The 16660-nt window shown below is 40.6% G+C and carries 14 protein-coding genes; 3 read left to right on the forward strand and 11 right to left on the reverse strand.

Features of this window, described 5'->3' with window-relative positions:
* Nucleotides 1-24 precede the first annotated feature (24 nt).
* From EHQ16_RS09935 to EHQ16_RS09955, 5 genes are all read right to left on the reverse strand, one after another.
* A complete protein-coding gene (locus EHQ16_RS09935; RefSeq protein WP_135635974.1) occupies nucleotides 25-1431 on the reverse strand; it encodes a lipoprotein LipL71 in 1407 nt (468 codons plus the stop codon).
* Between the two features lie 64 nt (nucleotides 1432-1495).
* Entirely contained in the window at nucleotides 1496-1831 is a 336-nt protein-coding gene (locus EHQ16_RS09940; protein ID WP_002975418.1) for an STAS domain-containing protein, read from the reverse strand.
* 93 nt (nucleotides 1832-1924) lie between these two features.
* Nucleotides 1925-3040, reverse strand: a complete 1116-nt coding sequence (gene tgt, locus EHQ16_RS09945) for a tRNA guanosine(34) transglycosylase Tgt (protein ID WP_135635972.1) — start codon at nucleotides 3038-3040, stop codon at nucleotides 1925-1927.
* A complete protein-coding gene (locus EHQ16_RS09950; protein WP_244242047.1) occupies nucleotides 3040-3477 on the reverse strand; it encodes a Fur family transcriptional regulator in 438 nt (145 codons plus the stop codon). The genes tgt and EHQ16_RS09950 overlap by 1 nt, the downstream gene beginning before the upstream one ends.
* Before the next feature lie 65 nt (nucleotides 3478-3542).
* A complete protein-coding gene (locus EHQ16_RS09955; protein WP_135635968.1) occupies nucleotides 3543-4094 on the reverse strand; it encodes an LPS assembly lipoprotein LptE in 552 nt (183 codons plus the stop codon).
* Nucleotides 4095-4217: 123 nt separating this feature from the next.
* On the opposite strand from EHQ16_RS09955, the gene EHQ16_RS09960 reads away from it, so the two are divergent.
* Entirely contained in the window at nucleotides 4218-6029 is a 1812-nt protein-coding gene (locus EHQ16_RS09960; protein ID WP_135635966.1) for a M23 family metallopeptidase, read from the forward strand.
* On the opposite strand, the gene greA is transcribed toward EHQ16_RS09960, so the two are convergent.
* The 5 genes from greA to EHQ16_RS09985 all read right to left on the reverse strand — a co-directional run bounded on the left by greA (nucleotide 6002) and on the right by EHQ16_RS09985 (nucleotide 11567).
* Nucleotides 6002-8767 (reverse strand): transcription elongation factor GreA, encoded by a 2766-nt coding sequence (gene greA, locus EHQ16_RS09965; RefSeq protein ID WP_135635964.1) that lies wholly within the window; start codon nucleotides 8765-8767, stop codon nucleotides 6002-6004. The two genes, EHQ16_RS09960 and greA, sit on opposite strands and share 28 nt — an antisense overlap.
* Nucleotides 8768-8975: 208 nt before the next feature.
* The gene (gene flaA1 / locus EHQ16_RS09970; protein WP_135635962.1) at nucleotides 8976-9962 is read right to left on the reverse strand and encodes a flagellar filament outer layer protein FlaA1; all 987 of its coding nucleotides are present in this window, start codon (nucleotides 9960-9962) and stop codon (nucleotides 8976-8978) included.
* Nucleotides 9963-9978: 16 nt separating this feature from the next.
* Nucleotides 9979-10695 carry a flagellar filament outer layer protein FlaA2 gene (flaA2, locus tag EHQ16_RS09975; RefSeq protein ID WP_135578610.1) on the reverse strand — a complete coding sequence of 239 codons (717 nt, stop codon included), beginning with the start codon at nucleotides 10693-10695 and terminating at the stop codon, nucleotides 9979-9981.
* A gap of 11 nt (nucleotides 10696-10706) precedes the next feature.
* Nucleotides 10707-10943 (reverse strand): DNA-binding protein, encoded by a 237-nt coding sequence (locus tag EHQ16_RS09980; protein ID WP_002975368.1) that lies wholly within the window; start codon nucleotides 10941-10943, stop codon nucleotides 10707-10709.
* A 153-nt stretch (nucleotides 10944-11096) separates the two neighbouring features.
* Nucleotides 11097-11567: a cyclic nucleotide-binding domain-containing protein gene (locus EHQ16_RS09985; protein ID WP_135635960.1), complete on the reverse strand. Its 471-nt coding sequence runs from the start codon at nucleotides 11565-11567 to the stop codon at nucleotides 11097-11099.
* A gap of 188 nt (nucleotides 11568-11755) precedes the next feature.
* Here EHQ16_RS09985 and EHQ16_RS09990 point away from each other — a divergent pair, with 188 nt between their 5' ends.
* Nucleotides 11756-12376: a response regulator transcription factor gene (locus tag EHQ16_RS09990; protein WP_135635958.1), complete on the forward strand. Its 621-nt coding sequence runs from the start codon at nucleotides 11756-11758 to the stop codon at nucleotides 12374-12376.
* On the opposite strand, the gene EHQ16_RS09995 is transcribed toward EHQ16_RS09990, so the two are convergent.
* Nucleotides 12373-14790: a hybrid sensor histidine kinase/response regulator gene (locus EHQ16_RS09995; protein ID WP_135635956.1), complete on the reverse strand. Its 2418-nt coding sequence runs from the start codon at nucleotides 14788-14790 to the stop codon at nucleotides 12373-12375. The two genes, EHQ16_RS09990 and EHQ16_RS09995, sit on opposite strands and share 4 nt — an antisense overlap.
* 162 nt (nucleotides 14791-14952) lie before the next feature.
* Between EHQ16_RS09995 and EHQ16_RS10000 the strand changes: the two genes are divergently transcribed.
* Nucleotides 14953-16536, forward strand: coding sequence for a helicase HerA-like domain-containing protein (locus EHQ16_RS10000; RefSeq protein WP_135635954.1), 1584 nt, complete (start codon nucleotides 14953-14955; stop codon nucleotides 16534-16536).
* Nucleotides 16537-16660 lie beyond the last annotated feature (124 nt).

Genomic DNA, 16660 nt, shown 5'->3' on the forward strand with positions numbered 1-16660 from the left:
TTTTCCCTTTCACATAAGTCTTGTTTATTCCTTAGGGGCAGTTCCAATATTCCCTGTTTTTGGCGGGATGTTCAATTTTTGTTTTGGATAAATCAAGTTTTTGTTACGAATTGATTTACGGTTGGCTTCGAAAATTCTTGGCCAGAGTTTTGCATCGCTATAGATGTCTTCTCTGTCCGCAATTCTCCAAAGGCAATCAGCTGGATTCGATTTTTCAACAGTATATCTTTTCCAACCACCAGAAAGTTCTTCCACTTGTGAGGAAGAAGCTTTCTCATCTTTTGTTTCCTCAGTTTTGGTAGTAGTTGTTGTGTCTGTTTCCACAGTTTTACGATCTTTTTTCGCTACCGTGTTTTTACCTTTCAAAGTTTCGATTTGATCGATCGAAATCTCAGCTAGGCGGATGGCTTCTTCTGACTGAGCAATAGAATCATCAAATTTTTCTTGTTCTAAAAGGTTTCCCGATGCTTGGAGAGATTCATTGGAAGCACCTAAGTTTTCTTGAGTGCTTGCATAAGATTCTTTTGCATTGGATTTAAGGTAGGTCTCAGCACTGAGTTCGCCAAAACGTGCGTTTGCATCTTCTACTACTTCACGAGCTTGGCCATTGCGGTTTTTTGCATGGTCTTTCACTGCGGTGGCAAGTAAAGAAGCAGATGCTAAACGAGCCGCTTTAATTTTTTCATCAGCAGTTTTCAAACGACCGGCTGTAATGTCTTCACGAGCAGAAGCAACCCTAGCTTTTTCTTCGTCAATAGCAGGATTTCCACCTTTGGAATATGTATAAGCCTTTTCTAATGCAGCATCCACTTCATCAGCGGACTGACGGATAGAACCAGATCTGTCTAAAGCCACTTTTTTTGCATCTTGGCTGATTTTTGCAGCTTCAAGGAAACTATTGTGTGCATCTTCGTATTCTTGTAAGGCAACAGTACGTTTTAGTTCTTTTGCAGTTTCGTCTTTGTCTTCACGTAAGTAAGAGGCAAGGCTTGCATCTGCTTGTGCCAATTTGGTTTCACCAGCATCACGCGCTGCTACAGCTTTTTTAAATTCTTCTGGTGTGTATTCTGCGGCATACGCTTCGTCAGCAGCATCAATCGCAGTCACTGCTTCTTCACGAGATTTTGCAGCAAGTTTTGGTAACGTTTTTTCTAATGCATCATAAGCTTTAGAAATCGCATAGTCTGCACTCTTTTTAGAATCAGATGCCTTTTCTTCTGAAGCAAATTCATTTGCCGAAGCTAAACTTTTTTTTGCTTCCGAATATTCTTCCGGTGCAAATTCTTCAGCGGAAAGTCTTTCCGCTCTTTCGACCTGTGACTTTGCAAGCTCCAGTTCTTTTAGCGGAAGTTCTTGGGCACAGTTAACAAATCCAATGGAAAACAATACCAAACCAGAGAGAAAGACGGTTGTCTTTTTCTTTCTTAACATAACAAACTCCTTAACTTTTCTTCGGGGGGTTTTGTAAGAGAGAAGCGCAAAACACGCTTCCCGTTTACTTGAAAGCAGTAACTGCTTCGTCTTCGCTATCGAAAATCTCAAAAAATGAAGTCAACTTAGTCAGTTCAAATACCTTACGAACGGAACCAGCTACGTTGATGATTTTAAGCCCACCTTGGTATTTCTTCAAGTTGGACAAACTTGAAATTAAAGCTCCAATTCCGGAAGAGTCGATATAGGATACCTTCTCGAGATTGATGACAATGCAGTATTTTTGTTCTTCGATCAATTTGGCAATTACATCCTTGATCTCAGGCGCGTTATAAAGGTCGATTTCCCCGTTAATATCGAGGACTACGATTTTATCTTTTTCCCTTCTGGTGATTTCCATGTGTGTCTAGAGACTCCTCAATGAAGCTACAATCAATGTAGAAATGACGGTACAATTGCATTCAAAAAAAAGAGATACGTCAACCTAATAATTTTAGCTACCAAACAAATTTTTCCAATGGTCATAAAAGCTCTGAAAATTGCCTATTTCTATGGACTTTCGCATCTTTTCCATGAAGCTTTGCATAAAATATAAGTTGTGATACGTTGAGAGCGAGAAAGCGGAGAGTTCCTTCACCTTATGTAAATGGCGTATATAGCCAAGGCTATATGTTGAGCAAACCTTACACCCGCATTCAGGGTCGATAGGGCCTTCGGCCAGGCGATGGCTTTCATTCCTTAAATTGATTTTCCCGAGTGAGGTGAACACCTGCCCGTTCCTTGCGTTCCTTGTCGGTAAAACACAATCAAACATATCGATTCCATTCTTAACACCTTCCAATATGTCCACAACGGTACCCACACCCATCAGATATCTCGGACGTGCCTGGTCAAAAAACGGTGCCATACATTCTAAAATACGAATGTAATCTGGGCGCGGTTCTCCAACACTAAGGCCCCCAATGGCAATCCCAGGAAAATTAATGTTTTGTAATGTATCTAAACTTCTTTTTCTGAGGGATTCATTCACTCCTCCCTGAACAATGGGAAATACATTCTGTCCGCCTGGGTTCTCCATCCAATAATCGTATGATTCCTTGGCCCAGCGGTGTGTTCTGTCCAGAGCCAACTCCAATCGTCCGAGATCACTACCAAAGGGTGCACAATCATCCAAAACCATCATGATATCAGAACCAATGGAACGTTGCATTTCGATGACAGAAGCAGGCGTGAATTTATGGTGGCTCCCATCGATATGGGATTGGAACCGAACTCCGTCCTCTTCAAACTTAAAAAGGCTCGCAAGGCTAAAAACCTGAAACCCACCGGAATCAGTAAGTAAGGCTCTTTTGTAGGACATGAAATTTTTTAGGCCATGAAAATGATCTAAAACTTCTTTGCCTGGTCTCAGATACAAATGGTAGGTATTGGCGAGAATTAGATTATAACCCAATTCATCAATGTCCGAGGAAGAAAGGGATTTGATACTTCCCCTTGTTCCCACCGGCATAAAGATGGGAGTTTCAATTTGGATTCCGTTTAAATGAAGGGTTCCGGTTCTTGCGTAAGAACCGGAGTCTTTTGATTTTTCTTTAAAAATAGAAGACACTATTTTTTGGTTTTATGTTCACAATTCGCAAAATTCAAACAATTACCAAAAATATTCAAACTATGTCCTGTGATGGTAAACCCATTTTCAGATGCAGCTTTGTTTTGTAGTTCTTCAATCCTTTCATCGATGAATTCAACAATCCGACCGCACTGCATACAAATGATATGGTCATGGTGTTCATGGCCAATAATATGTTCATAATATTTATAATCTTTACCAAAGTCATGTTCTTCGAGAAGTCCTGCTTCTACCATAATCGCAAGGATTCGATAGATGGTTGCTTTGGAGATACGATCCTTATTGTCTTTTAGTTCATCCAAAAGACCTTCTGCAGTAAAGTGATTGTGAGAAGAAAAGATCTTTTGCGCAACTAACAAACGTTGGTTGGTTATTTTAAGTCCTTTTTCTTTAAGATACTCTTCAAAGGCGAGCATCTCTTTTTTTGTGTCTTCAGCGGAAATAGGATCGTTTTGCAAGGTTTATCTCCTTATGATTCAACTTAGTTAAGTACACCAGAAAGAGAATAATACCAACCTCTTTCTGCTTCTTCTGCAATTCGAAGCGCCATCACCCGAAGGAGACGGTTCTGAGCTTCTAATTCGGATTCCCGAAACCCAATTTGTGTAGAAAAATGAACTCGTCCAGGAATTTCGCTGCGTTCCATAGGAATTTTATTTCCTGTCTCCGCCTCTATGATTTCTACTCGAGTCACAACAAATAGTTCCGAAGTAATTTGTCTGTCCGCAAGATCCATAAGATCTCCGACTTGTTGGTAGTGGACAATCTCTGCATACAACCGGTATTTCGCGAGAGTTTTTTCTCGGGTTGTGATAAACCTACCCCGTCTATCAATTTCTTCCATAATCATTTGGGTGAGACGGGTATGCATTCCAGGGGAATACGTATTGTTTCTGACATTTTGGATATAAATCAAACGTTTGGAATCAGGGATAGGAACCCCATCAATTTTAGGAGGCCTTCCCGGCTCCTTAGATAAAAAGGCACAACCAGAAAAGGCAAAAATTAAGAAGGATACAATGCCTTGTTTCATACAGAAATGTTCCCTGTCATCTTAGGCCCTAAGTCTAGTTTGTCAAGGGAATCGAAACGAAGGGAAATTCTTTCGATTTCGGGAAAGGCATGACAAAGGAAGTGGGCGGATTCTCATTCTCCCATGGAGATCTCTCTTCTTCGTAACCTCAGTTTCCTCATTTGTTTTTCTTCCGGCGTTTTATGGGGCCAGAGCAAAATCCCGGAAATCCCAACAAGTGAAGTTGGGTTTCCCCTTCCCTATCATTCACCTGTTTCAGGAACTTTTGCGGAAATCCGTAACCATAACCTACATTTAGGTTCCGATTTCAAATCCTATGGTCTGAATGGCCATAGCATCTTAGCTACGTTTGATGGGTATATTGAAGAAATCAGTTATTCTAAAACTGGGTATGGACTTTCGCTCAACCTTTATAGCCCTAAATACAAACTCAAATCCAAATACGCCCACTTACATTCCTTTGGCGGTAGTTTGTATGATTTAGAACTGCTTCGTCGGGCGATTCTTCTGATGGGAGATCCGGCAGGGTTCCAACTAAAACTCCCACAAGGAATGTTCTCAGCAAAAAAAGGAACACCTCTTGGGAAAACCGGCGAGTCTGGATCGGGAATTTCCCACCTCCATCTCGAATTTCGATCAGAAAAGGGAATCATAAACCCACTCTACTTTCCAGAAATCCACCAAAAGGATACCACTCCCCCGACAATCCTTTCTATGTATTTAGAAGGAGACAATTTAGAAACTCCCATCCTTCTCACAGCCAAAGAAAAATCAAAAGGCCGGTATGAACTTTTTACGGATACGGGTGAACTTTTTGAATCCATTTCATTAACCGGAAAGGTTCGCATTCGGATGAGCGGATATGACTTCATTCGTTCACGTAACAAAAACAATGTGTATGGAATGGATTTATTTGTGAACGGAAAACCCATTTTTAGTCGTAACTTCGACTTTTTAGCTTATGAAGATGGTTCCAAAAAACACCAGTTTTACGATATCAATCGGTCTTCACTTGCACCACCCGTTTACTTTTATCATATATATGAACAATCGAAAAACTTTAAAGAAGAAGGTTATTCTTTAGATTTAGATGGATACAAACCAAAAGAAAAATTACCACTAGAAGTTTCCCTCCGTGATGCCACGGGAAACAAATCTTCTGTATTTTTTACCGTCACTCATGATAAAAATGAAACAGAGAACACTCGATTTTCGAAGAAACAAAAAACTGGAAATAAGTTTAGTTCTAATGATGGCAAGGTGAGTGTCGATTTATCTAAAGCAGAAGTTTCTGGTGAAGGAAGTTTACTCATCACCGAGGTGAATGAAAAAGAAATTCCTTTTAAAATCCCAGCAGGCCTTCCCCTCAAAGGTAAAATCTACCAATTGGATACAAAAAAAATGAGTTGGAAAGGGGAAGGAAACGGGGAATGGACTTTCAGTTATGCACCCAGTATAAAAGAATCACTTTATTTTTATGATACGTCCATTGGAAAATTCCAGTCCATCTCACAGAAAAGAAAATCAAATGGGTTTAGTTTCAAACTCACCAAACTAGGATACGTAATGGTTTTGTCTGATGAAACACCACCTACCATTTTTCCAATGACTTCTCTTGCACGTTACATTGAACTTCCTGAAGTGAGAAACCATTGTTTCGAAGAAAGATTTTATGTTTTAGGAGATACGGGAAGTGGATTTCGTACGAGCGTAGAACTCACGATAGACGGACAATCCTTTCCCTACGAATATGATCCCGACAGACGAGCCATCCGAGTTCTGATTCCGAAGAGTTTACAAAAAGAAAGGCCTTATCTTCTTTTGGAAGTTAAGGCCTTCGATTTCGCAGGAAATGTTTCCGAACCGTTTGTGGATTTAATTTCTACTCACGGTTGGATTGAGGAACTTCAGGCTTCTTGCCCTGTCATGGAATAACGAGTTATATCCAATACTTCGTAAACAGTTTCTGTAGATCCAAAGACAAGTGTTGCTTCGTTTCCAGTGTGTTTTCCAAGAAGTGATTTTGCGAGCGGAGATTGGTAAGAAATGATATTCTTTTCCGTGTCCGCATCCCATGCACCGAGAATTGAGTAAGTCACAGTTTCACTAGTTTGTTTGTTTTTCAAACGCACTGTGGTTCCGATTCCCACTTTATCTGATTTAACATCACTTAGGTCAAGGATCCTTGCACTTTTTAGCTCAGCTTCCAAACGTTTGATGGCCGCTTGTAACTGAGCTTGTTTTTCCATAGCAGCTTTGTATTCTGCGTTTTCTCTTAAGTCCCCTTTTTCTTGGGCCTCTCCGATATCACGAGAGTTCTCTGCCATTTCTACGTTCACAAGGTGTTCAAACTCTTGTTTTTTAGCATTGAAGGCACGGCGAGTGACAAGAACCACATCGCTTGGAAGGTTTGCTAAAGGATCATCATCTGCATCTTCTTCTGAATCGTATTCATCCCAAACTATGTTTGGTTTGAGTTCGTTGATGAGAGCATAAAGTTGGTCTTTTTCTAAATCAGTTACATAAGGAACTTCTTTGAATAGAGCAAAAAGTTTACGAACATATTCATCATCTGCATTGGTTAAAATGTCCCGAAGAAGGCTATTGTCTTTTCCGAACAAAATGTCCATTGCTTGGTTTTTGAGTTTGGTTCCTTTGTCTTCAATCTTCGCAAGGGGTTTGAGGATACGGAACACTCGAAGGACTAAATCTTCTTCGCTTACTTTTAACCAATCAAACTTCCATGTATGAGATAGAATCGATTTGGCAACCCAAAGGAAAACTTCAGGGTTCTCTTTAGATTTGTTACAAACTGTTTCCACAAACAAATTGAGTTCTGCAAATTTATCATCAGAAACTAAGTTTTGGAAAACCGAACGGTTTACTTTTACAGGAACTTCAAACAATAACCCAATTAGGATATTGATTGCTTCGGGATGGTGGGCACGGATTAGATCTTTAAATCCTTTTTTAATATCCGTGTTTTCCAAACCTTTGGAAATTTTTAAAGCATCGTCTTTGGAAAGAGATTGGATGATATTCTTTAGTTCAGGCTCACGAATTTTGTGAGAGAACTCTTCCGTTGGCCAAGCCTTTCCAGCTTCTTCCAAATACAAGTAAGCAGAAAGTCTACGAATCGGATCTTTTGCCGATTCTTCTTCGTTATAATGAGCAATAAAAAACTCACCAGCTTCCGCTGCTTCATCAGCATCACGAACCGCTTCCATGGCAATTTCTAGTTTTTTATTAGTATCAGTAATTGCTTGGAATTTTTGCGTGAGAGTTTCTGAGTGAGTGATTGGTTTTTCATGGTAAACCACTTCATCCTTTTTCTTAGGATTCATTCCGATGTTCGCTTCTTTTTTAAGAACCGACTTCACCTTCGCCCACCACTTAGACCACTCGTCTGCTTTTAAGAAGGTTCCGATAAGTTCGTTCTTCATATCAGCAATGATCATACGGTTGTCGTAAGATTTAAGAAGTTGTTTTAAGAACTCAGCTAAGTTCTCAGCAAACATTGTATTGATGGCTTGTTTGTCTTCGTAATGTTGCACCCAAATATGATCTTTCTTCAAAGGTTTGAGTGAAGTGATCGCCATTTGGATGGAAAGTTTATGATCTTTCTTTTCTTCAAAATCAACAAAGATAGAATCTCCGGTTTGGGAGATGGATGTGATTTTACCAACACCCCAGTTTCTATGCATAACATAGTTACCGGTATCAAATACGATATTTCTTTCGAAGTTAGTGATACAAAGTTTTACAGGTTTACGGTTGTTACCAAGTTCACTCATCTTGAGGAAATCTTCGAGTAACGAGTGCGCTGTGTATTTTTGTTTGTAAGCACGAATGAGTTCGTTTCTTGCTTTTTGGGAAGCAGCTTCATGTTCCAAAATCTTCTTTAAGAAGTAGATCACATGATCCCAATCTTCCATTGCCTTAAAAGGTTCAACGATTGGGTATAGAAGTCCGACTAAACGAGTTTTTTCTCTTTGTCCAAGAAGGATACGTTCAATTTTATCAAAGAAAGAAACGTCTTCATAATTGTTTTGAACGATGGTAGGCCAAATTTCTTCCATCTGAACGTATTCTTTATTTTTTGCATACATCTCAACAGCGAGTTTGAGATAGGAAATTGCTTTTGGTTTGTCCTCTTCCATAATGGAAAAGCCGTACTTTTTTGCAATCTCTGGGTTTTTACGATCTTGTTTGGCGAGTTTTTCTAGAACTGTTTTTAGTTCTTTGTTTTTCTTGAGTTTATCAAGAGCCTCCGCCTTCACGCGGAGAGCAAGTCTGTGGTCACCAAATCGTAAAATAGAATCTGTAATGTATTCGATGATTGTCCATTTTGCATGAGCTTTGAAAGCATCCAAAATGTTCTTCACCAAATTGGCATCTCCCATGGAATCTTCCATGAAAGAAATAATCATTAACATGTATTTGGCGGAGATAGACTCAGGATGTTCTTTGAAATGGTCTTCTATCTTTTGTTTAGCTTCTGCTAAACGATTTTCTGCCTTATATGCATCAATGACATCGTCAAAGATTTTGAATTTAGAAACGGGAACCGTTCCTGCATCAGCACGTACATAAATTTCCTCATTAAAGAGAGGAGTCAGTTTGTCGTTGTCGGCGATTTTGTTTGATTTGTCTTCGGTAATAGTATCAGGCATGAAAAGAATCTCCCTCTTCGTATTTCCAATAAAGGGTGTTCATTGTTCCTATAAAGTTGTTACGGTAAATTTAGCGATGAATCCGCGAAAAGAACAGTCCTAGAGTTCATTTTCCAGGTCCGTTCGATTCTGTAAAGCCAAAAAACCCAGCCGATTGGCTGGGTTTTCCTTGGTTCCCCGAGGAACCTTCCTTTAGTGAGTGAGGATTCTATTTGTTTTGGGAAGAACCGTTACTTCCACCACAATCGCGGATTTTCGCACCTGTGGAGATAGCTCCGGACTTCTGAAGCATTTGCTCCATCTTAACTTTGCTTTTGCAATCTTCTTCATCAAAGTCTAGGTTTGCTCCATCGAAGTGAACTTCGAAAGTATCAGCAAGCACTCGGAGCTCATCAAAGAAAAGGTAAACAGTCTCAGGTCCAGTGTTTAGTCTGGAACGGATTTTGAACTGTTTGAAGATTAGGTTTCTTGTCGCAGGGAAAGCATTTGCTTCCTGTGGGATTCCTGGAGGGATGAGGATGTGGAGAGGTCTCCAACCCACAAAGTCCAAGGATCCGAAAGGGAAAATATGGCTATTGCCATTATAATCTTCCAACCAACCTTCTAAATCGTATTCGTTACCACGACCAAGAACCCAAACAGAAATGGCTTTTACGTTTCCTGGAGCTTCAATTCCATAAACCTTTTCCAACTTCTTTTTGTTGTCTGCATCGATATAAGGTCGTGCACGAGTGACTTCATATTCTGGAGCACGCGGAGGACGAACCGTCACTACGTTGTTTCCAGGAAAAGTAAACTGAAACTTCACCGCTAAAACTTTTGCATTTCCTGCATCTACGTTTTTCACGTCGCCTGGTTTACCAGGAACTAGTTTTACTTCTCTCATCACAAGAGGTGATTTTGCTGGGTCATTGAGAACAGGTGAATATTTATTGTTCTCATCGTATTTCATGTCGCCAGTACCATCTTTGTTCACACCGTCTTTATCAGTGAACACTTCCCAACCATAGGATGCGGAAGAAACTGGGTTGTCCCAAGATTCGATCGTAATGGCTTTGAGTTCTAGAGCCCCAATATCGTTTCCAACTGGTGTTGCCACTCCATTGGATACTTTGTATTGTGCCTGCGCAAAACCAATCAATGCGATGGACGATAGCGCGACTAAAGTTAGGATTTTTGTTTTATTGTTTTCCATTGTTCCTTTCTCCCGCTTACCAATTGTCCTTAATTTCAGATCCAGGGTATTTTGCTTCGGATCTGTCGGTTCTCACTTGTAGGTCATCTACATAAAAGTAAAAGTCCCCTGCCACTTCGTGAACATCAGATGTCACAAAAAGAGAAACGAAATGAAGGTTTTTATCCAAAAGTGCAAATCTTGTACTTTGTGGAATAAATCCTGGAATGGTAGCCGTAAGTTTTCTCCATCCGAAGAAATCCAAACGACCCAAACGGATATTATGTGTTACGTCTTTATAATCTCTAAATTTTGCGAATAATGTATGTCTGAACTTTCTTCCGAGAACCCAAACAGAGATTTGTCGCACTTTACCTTTGATGATGTATTCATGTGGTGGATAAAGTTCCACACGATCCAGTCCCTTAGCAGCAAAATGTGTTTTGACTCCTAAAATATGGTTCTTTTCGAGTTTGTCACCGCCATCTTCTGGAACAGTTTTTTCATCGAATACATCTTTGATTAACCCGCGTTGAACGAGTTTCAAAGTTCTTGTTTCTCCGAGTGGAGTGGTAGCTTTGACTCTCCAATCCTCAGCCTCTTCAAAATCATCTAAAACGATTTTTCTAAGAGGGCTATCCTCATCATTTGCAGTGTTAGCTGTATTTTGTCCGCCAGTATCTGCCTGTGCGTACAACATTCCTATTGAAAGGAAGAGGCCTAACAACAGTTTGGTCAATCCTAATTTCCCCATGAAACTCACTCCTAAAAGGCTCCTAACTCCGGGTCTTTCGTATTCTCATTATCGGATATCCGGCTTTTAAATTGATTCAAGATTTCGATCATTCGATCGATTCCTTCTGCCGGAAGAAAGATCGAGGATTTTTTGCTATTCGACCACTCCGATACTTTCAGGTAGAATCCAGCCTGGTTCTTCTTCAAATCCACCAAGAAGGTCTTATTTTGTGTTACGATCTTCTCGGTTAGGATTTCGGGGTCCACCATGCATTCCTTCTCCCTGCCTACGTAAATAGTATCGGATTCCGAAACCCATTCCTTAGCTGTAATAGGAAGAAACTGAGGAATGGAAAAGGTTTTTTCGAAAGCAGTCGATAAAAAATCCCGATTTGTTTGAATTTTGTCTCTTTTTGGCTTTTATGCGAATCGTTTCCGAAGTTCCCGAGCATAAGCCAAGTCATGGGTCAACTTTCGGAGTCTACGGATGTAATAATGGGTCACTTCCTTGTAAAATTTGAGCTCCATTTCTTTGTTTTTGGAAAACATATCATGCAAATCAGAATAGCGAAGTTCGTATAATTCAGAATTTTCTTTGGCTTCCACTTTCGCAGAGCGTTTTTCATCATCAAAAAAAGGCAATTCCCCAAAGTGATCCCCTTCTCCGAGAGTGATGAGGTTCACATCATCCCCGTGGCTAGTGGCAGTGGAAATTTGTAAAGTTCCATACTTCACAATGTACATGGACTCCGCTTCCTCGCCCATATCATACAAAACATTCCGAGGAGGAAGGTGGACTTCCCGGATCTTTTCAGCAATGTGTAACAGTTCGTCTTGGTTTAACTTTTGGAAGAGATATATTTTTTTGAGACTCTCTACTTTAGTATTCATTCATACTCCTAGGATTTCTCTGAAAATGGGGCAATTTAGCGAATTTGCAAGAGAAAATTAAGTAGATCGACCCACGATTTTTTCTGGACAAATGGAACGGAATAGTACTAATATTTTCAATTCTCCTCGTCTACTAGGGGGAAACGCTAGGGACAAAAGTTCCTGGTTCCAAAAAAAAAGGGAAATTTATGACACCTAAAAAGAAGGTATTACTGGTTGAAGACCACGCAGTGACTCGAGTTGGAGTGAAACACGTGGTGAACTCGTCAGCCGATTTTGAAGTTGTGGGAGAAGCAGAACATTCCTCTCAAATTGTAACCCTCTTGAATGAAACAAGACCTGACTTCGTCCTCCTCGATTTGCGAATTCCAGGGGAAAACGTGCTCAATATGGTGAAGGATTGGAAAAAAGAACATCCTAACCTAAAAGTTGTCACTCTTACCATGCTCGATGAACAACCGATTGTTCATTCTGCCATTGAGGCAGGAGTGGATGGGTATCTTTTGAAAAGTGATGACTTAAGTAGCCTCACCAAAAACCTTAATGAGATTGCTTCCGGAAAAACGGTTTATTCCAAAAACTTAAAACTTAGTTTCAACCGCAAACCGCAAGATGGGAAAGTCGCCAACAAAAAAGAAAAACAAATTTTGACCCTTCTTGGCCATGGAAAAACCTACCAAGAAATTGGAACTGAAATTGGCCTCTCCAAAAGAACTGTTGAATACCATGTCGGTAGACTCAAAGACCGATTCAACGCTAAAACTGTAGCGGAACTGATCGGCCGAGCCAAAGAACAAATGTTAATCTAGGTTTCTAGATCTAACAGTCGTTTCACTAGTTCCACCAACTTTATATCAGGGGATGTTTTTGTTAAAAAAGCATCTCCACCAATTTCAATGACGGTGGCTTCCAATTTGTAACCCGTATTAGGATCGGTATGAGAACTGGAAACTAAGATGGAACGGATTTCTTCCATTTCTGAATTGGAATACAAATCACGAAGGAAATCGATTCCCGTTCTTTCTGGCATGGAAAAATCCACAATGATGAGGTCTGGTTTCAAACGACCCACAGAAAGTAGAGCGTGATCCGGGTATTCCTCTTCCCAAAGGATACAAGGTTGGTCTTTAAGGACTTTGCGAATTTGTTTTCTATATCCTGGATTGTCATCCAAAACGAGAACAATCTTTTCATAGTTCGGTAGAAGGAATTCAAATGAACTTCCCAAGTCCTCTTCCGAATGGACTTTGAGTTCTGCCCCATGTCTTTCTGCTACTTCTTTACAAAAAGCAAGGCCAACCCCTGCCCCCATTTCATCCACAGTTCCTTTGCGAACAAAAAGAAAGCCCTCTTCCAGAATATGTTCAGCCCAATACGGAGGCATCCCAATCCCTGTATCGGTGACCTTGAGACTCCAGTGTTTGTCCTTCTCCGTTAAAGAGATTTCCACGGTTCCCGATTCTTTTGTGAATTTAACTGCATTGGTCAGTAGATTCCAGATCAAATGTTCAATTAAATTAGGATCCCCAATTCCAATGGAAGATTCTTCGATATGGGTGATGATGGATATATTTTTAGGTTTTGCCATTTCCTGAACTCGTTCGATGAGTTGGTCAGTGATTTGGCGGAAGTCAAAAAGTTGGTAATCAGGAAAAACAGATGCGTTCTGAAACCTTGAGTATTTGATAAGTTCCTCAACCATACTGAGGATGTTTTTGAGTCCTGTCGATGCCTCACCGAGTACCTGTTTGGCTCTTTCCGGAGAAAGGGAAGGAGGAGATTCTGTCAGTAAATTGAATACGGAGGAAATTCCAAACAAGGGAGAACGAATGTCATGAGAAACAATGGAGATGAACTTGTCTTTGAGTTCCCCTGTTTTTTCGGCTTTTTCCTTTTCTTTCCTGAGTTCAATGGTTTTCCACTCCACTTCTTTTCGTAAATTCAGTGTTAGGTATTCGGCAGTTTCCCAAGTGTGAGAGTTTTGTTTAGAAATCACAATCGCAAGGCACATACAAAAGATAGCAAAAGCAAGTTCCGTTAACATGGGCAAATCCCATCGTTTGAAAAAAACCACGGAATCGTAGATGGTTGCGGAAAGAATCACAACGGTTCCAAACAAAATGATACTTCCGATATACCTAGTTTCCTTTTGTAAACAGGAACGGACTGCTGCCACCATAGCAATGACAAGAATGATAGCCATATAGGCTTGGCTAAAAATAAGAAGTTTTGTGTACACAGCGTACGGTGTTGTGGCTATGACTAAAAATTCCAAAAGGATAGGAACCAGAAGATACCTTTTATATTTTTCAGGAAAAAAGTTTGTTTGGTTCTGGAAAAAAAACAAAAGACTAAAAACTTGAATCCCACAAAAGGCAATGTATTCCAAACGGATTTGAAACATCTCGAGCCAGTCGGAGGCAACAAACCAATCCCTAGACACTCGATCAAAAAGTAAAATACGAATGAGCCAAGAAATACAAAGTAAAGAAAACCAAAGTGGGGACTTATCTTTTTTTCGATGAACGAAAAGGAACAAATGAGAAAGTGCAAGGACAAGAAAGGTGGCAAAGAAAAATGCTTTTTTTCGTTCCTTAAATCGAAGGTATAAAAGTGTTTTTCCCACTTCCCCTAAAACAGGAGAATAATAAGGGCCACCACGAGAATAGAGATAATTAGAAATTTGAAGGTAGATGACAGTGGAAGGTGTGGCACGAAACGAACGAGCCGTTTCTAAATAATAACCGATCGAACCTTCTTTTGTTTTGGAAACCTTTCCCGCGGATCCAAGGAGGACAAGTCCCCGTTCCGCATTATGGTAGTAGGCGCGGTAAGCTGAGGAAGTTTCCCGCAAATAGAACATCAAGTTGATTGGGTCTTTTACCGTTAGTTTCAAACGATATGTGACAAACCCATGTGCGGGGAGATTTTGGTTCACCCAATAGGCAGGAACCGCAAGCCGGATCGGTTCTTTTTTATCTAGTGCTTTGAATTCCTCTTCGGTTTCGGGAAGTTCACCCGGGAAGGCCTCCCATTCCCCTGCCAAAGGGAATGGATCCAAGGTTTTCGGATCTTCTGTGGAAAGGTCAAGGACTCCCGCCTGGATGGATTTGGCAGGTGCCAAAGTGGGAATGGATCTGTTGCATTGGGCAAAAAAAGAAACGAGGAGAAAAAGGAAAACAAACCGAAAAACGGAAAAAATAGGGAAACGTGCCACATCCAAACCTTAGAAAGAATTTCGAAAAACTCAAATCATATTAGTAAGAGTACGAGAAATTTATTCTTTTCTTTTTCGGATTCTATTCATAACGATTGTTTTCCATCCGCAGAAAACATTGACGGAGGATTCAAAACCAAATGGAGTAGACGATTTAAGAGGATAGGCATGGCAAAAAAATCAGACGCATTTGTTTCAAAAATTAAGGAAGGTTACCCATCCAAAGGATCATTGTATCTTGGTTCTGGGGTCTTTGATGGAGAAACATTTAAGGAAGCAAGTGTTTCCATCCCCCTCTCCACTCTCAACAGGCACGGACTGATCGCTGGTGCTACTGGAACTGGGAAAACAAAAACCTTACAGCTGCTTACCGAATCTTTATCTGAAGCGGGAGTTCCCGTGGTTCTCATGGACATCAAAGGAGACCTTTCGGGCCTGGCCGAGTCCGGCGAAGAAAATGACAAAATCAAAGAAAGAACGAAGGCCCTAGGAATCGATTGGAAACCTTCTTCTTATCCTGTTGAGTTTTTATCTTTATCGAAAGAACCGGGGGTTCGCCTTCGCGCCACCATTGCGGAATTTGGTCCTGTTCTTATTTCTCGAATTTTAGAACTGAATGATACACAAGGAAGTGTGGTCTCCCTTGTTTTTAAATACTGTGATGATTTGGGCCTTCCCATCCTCGATACAAAAGATTTTAAAAAAGCCCTTCAATACATCAATGATGCAGGGAAAGAAGAACTAGAAAAAGAATATGGAACTGTTTCTTCACAAAGTATCTCCATCATTTTACGTAAACTTATCGAACTCGAAGGCCAAGGTGGGGAAGATTTTTTTGGAGAACCATCTTTTGATGTGAATGATCTGATGCATTCAGAATCAAAAAAAGGAAATGTATCCATCATTCGTTTGACAGACATCCAAACCAAACCTCGTCTCTTCTCGACTTTTATGTTGTCCCTTCTCACAGAAATCTATGCGACCTTTCCAGAAGAAGGAGATTTGGAAAAACCGAAACTTGTTTTATTCATTGATGAGGCTCATTTGGTTTTTGATGAAGCTTCGAATGATTTACTGAAACAATTAGAAACCATGGTTCGACTCATCCGTTCGAAAGGTGTGGGGATTATTTTTTGCACTCAGTCTCCCACAGATCTACCCAAAGAGATTTTGGGACAATTGGGATTAAAAATCCAACATGCACTTCGCGCATTTACAGCAAACGACCGCAAGGCGATAAAAACTGCTTCTGAAAATTATCCAGAAACAGAATTTTATGACACTAAGGAAGTCATCACCACACTCGGAATTGGTGAAGCTTTCATCACCGCTCTCAGTCCCAAAGGAAGTCCCACCCCCCTAGTCCATACCCTCCTTGCCCCGCCGGCATCCCGAATGGGAATTTTGAAACCAGAAGAATTGGATTCTAAAATTAAAAAATCAGACCTAGTCAAAAAATACGAGACCACACTCGATCGGGAAAGTGCTCACGAAATGCTTTCTAAAAAAATGGAAACGATTGCCGACGAAACCGAGGCCGCCGAAGAAGAGTCAGGTGAGAAAAAAACCAAAAACAAACGCACCAAAGAAAAAGAAGATCCTAGTTTTGTAGAAACCCTGTCCAAAAACCCACTCGCCCGGGAAGTGGGTCGCACCGTTGCCAAAGAGGTCACAAGGGGACTTCTGGGAATGCTCGGAGTCACCCCCAAACGAGGCTCCAAACGCAAGAAAACCGGCCTTTTCGGCTTCTAGCTCTCGATTAGCACTCTTTGACTTAAAGTGCTTGACGATTCTTTGACCCAATCATTTTATGGTACCTGAGTTTAGCACTCTTTTTGGATTGTTGCTAAACTCGGAATCATTAGTAGATTGCATA

Origin of the sequence: Leptospira kanakyensis, assembly GCF_004769235.1 — a bacterium.
GTDB lineage: Bacteria > Spirochaetota > Leptospiria > Leptospirales > Leptospiraceae > Leptospira_A > Leptospira_A kanakyensis.

What these genes read in the sequence shown, in the direction of transcription:
- EHQ16_RS09935 (WP_135635974.1), bottom strand. Translation starts at nt 1,431, where the DNA reads ATGTTAAGAAAGAAAAAGACAACCGTCTTTCTCTCTGGTTTGGTATTG.
- EHQ16_RS09940 (WP_002975418.1), bottom strand. Translation starts at nt 1,831, where the DNA reads ATGGAAATCACCAGAAGGGAAAAAGATAAAATCGTAGTCCTCGATATT.
- EHQ16_RS10000 (WP_135635954.1), top strand. Translation starts at nt 14,953, where the DNA reads ATGGCAAAAAAATCAGACGCATTTGTTTCAAAAATTAAGGAAGGTTAC.
- EHQ16_RS09985 (WP_135635960.1), bottom strand. Translation starts at nt 11,567, where the DNA reads ATGAATACTAAAGTAGAGAGTCTCAAAAAAATATATCTCTTCCAAAAG.
- EHQ16_RS09950 (WP_244242047.1), bottom strand. Translation starts at nt 3,477, where the DNA reads ATGCTCGCCTTTGAAGAGTATCTTAAAGAAAAAGGACTTAAAATAACC.
- EHQ16_RS09990 (WP_135635958.1), top strand. Translation starts at nt 11,756, where the DNA reads ATGACACCTAAAAAGAAGGTATTACTGGTTGAAGACCACGCAGTGACT.
- flaA2 (WP_135578610.1), bottom strand. Translation starts at nt 10,695, where the DNA reads ATGGGGAAATTAGGATTGACCAAACTGTTGTTAGGCCTCTTCCTTTCA.
- greA (WP_135635964.1), bottom strand. Translation starts at nt 8,767, where the DNA reads ATGCCTGATACTATTACCGAAGACAAATCAAACAAAATCGCCGACAAC.
- EHQ16_RS09960 (WP_135635966.1), top strand. Translation starts at nt 4,218, where the DNA reads ATGGAGATCTCTCTTCTTCGTAACCTCAGTTTCCTCATTTGTTTTTCT.
- flaA1 (WP_135635962.1), bottom strand. Translation starts at nt 9,962, where the DNA reads ATGGAAAACAATAAAACAAAAATCCTAACTTTAGTCGCGCTATCGTCC.
- EHQ16_RS09955 (WP_135635968.1), bottom strand. Translation starts at nt 4,094, where the DNA reads ATGAAACAAGGCATTGTATCCTTCTTAATTTTTGCCTTTTCTGGTTGT.